Origin of the sequence: Streptomyces sp. NPDC057638 (genome assembly GCF_042800315.1) — a bacterium.
In the GTDB taxonomy this organism is placed as follows: domain Bacteria; phylum Actinomycetota; class Actinomycetes; order Streptomycetales; family Streptomycetaceae; genus Streptomyces.
This window is the reverse complement of sequence record NZ_JBHVHF010000623.1, coordinates 1-1,030: the sequence shown is the minus strand read 5'-3', so window position 1 is coordinate 1,030 and position 1,030 is coordinate 1. Positions and strand designations below refer to the sequence as shown.

Sequence of the window (1,030 nt, the reverse complement as noted above, 5' to 3'; positions counted from 1 at the left end):
CCTCGCCTTAGGCCCCGACTTACCCTGATCTCTTCTTTTCAAACAGTGCTTGTAGAAAAAGCTGAACAGCACGTTGAAACGATTTTTCCAGGATATACGCACTTACAGCGTGCACACCCCGTCCCGCGGCACACGCGGGGCGGGGTGCCGTCGTCCGTGCCGGGCCCGGCGGTCGGGGAGTTCCCGAAGAATCATGCGAAACCGTCTTGCGTTCGCGGGCCGCATGCGTATCAATGAACAGCAGTTAACCGACGGTCCGTCAGATTTCCTGGAGTGGTGGCCGGTCCGGGAGCCGAGCCGTGGCCCCGTGCCCGTCGCCCGTCGTTCTCCAGGGCCATGAGGCGTGCGCACCCCGCCCGTGGCGGGTCAGCGACGGTCCGGATATGCCCCCAACGGGTCCGACGCGGCCCCCGCCGTGCCGTGCGCCAACGGGTCCGACGCGGCCCCATGACGTGCGCCCCGCGCGGTCGGCTGCCACCGCGAACGCCGTACGGACAGGTACGGGAAAGGGGAGACCATGCGAGGCAGCAGGCTCGGTATCGGCACGGCCGTGGCGGCGGGAGCGCTCGCCGCCACCACGCTCGCCATCGCCCCGGCGGCCCAGGCGGTGACGCCGACGCTGGCCAGGGCCCAGTACGACTGTGGATTCTGGGGCGGCGGCACCGGAGAGCTGACCGCCACCCAGAACGGCACCTCGGCGACGATCACCGTACGGTCGGCGGTACGCACCCCCGTCGCCGTCGGCGCCGACACCATCAACGCCCGGCTCGTCCTCAGCAAGGCGGGCGGCGGCACCCGGGTCTTCACCGGCCAGCGGAACCCGGCGATCCCGGCGCAGTCGGCGGTGACGATCGGCCCCCTGACCGGGACCGTCGCCTCCGGGGACCGCCTCAACTCGTACTTCGGCGGGCCCGCGCTCACCATGACCATCTTCGGCGTCACGGTCACCTGCGACGCGCTCACCAGCCAGACCCCCGGACCGTTCGTCTTCTCCTGAGGGAACGGGGGCCGGGGCCGCGCTCCACCGGCG

2 protein-coding genes are annotated in these 1,030 nt (G+C 70.6%); both read left to right on the top strand.

Annotation, left to right across the window (positions count from 1 at the left end; genetic code table 11):
- Positions 1–24 precede the first annotated feature (24 nt).
- Complete coding sequence (locus ACFVIM_RS35285; protein ID WP_384310500.1) at positions 25–237, top strand: lyase family protein; 213 nt, start codon at positions 25–27, stop codon at positions 235–237.
- 280 nt (positions 238–517) lie between these two features.
- Positions 518–997, top strand: a complete 480-nt coding sequence (locus ACFVIM_RS35280; RefSeq protein ID WP_384310497.1) for a hypothetical protein — start codon at positions 518–520, stop codon at positions 995–997.
- The last annotated feature ends 33 nt before the right edge of the window (positions 998–1,030 follow it).

Bases quoted from the DNA above. Each gene is read 5' to 3' on its own strand.
- ACFVIM_RS35280 (WP_384310497.1), top strand. From the start codon at position 518: ATGCGAGGCAGCAGGCTCGGTATCGGCACGGCCGTGGCGGCGGGAGCG.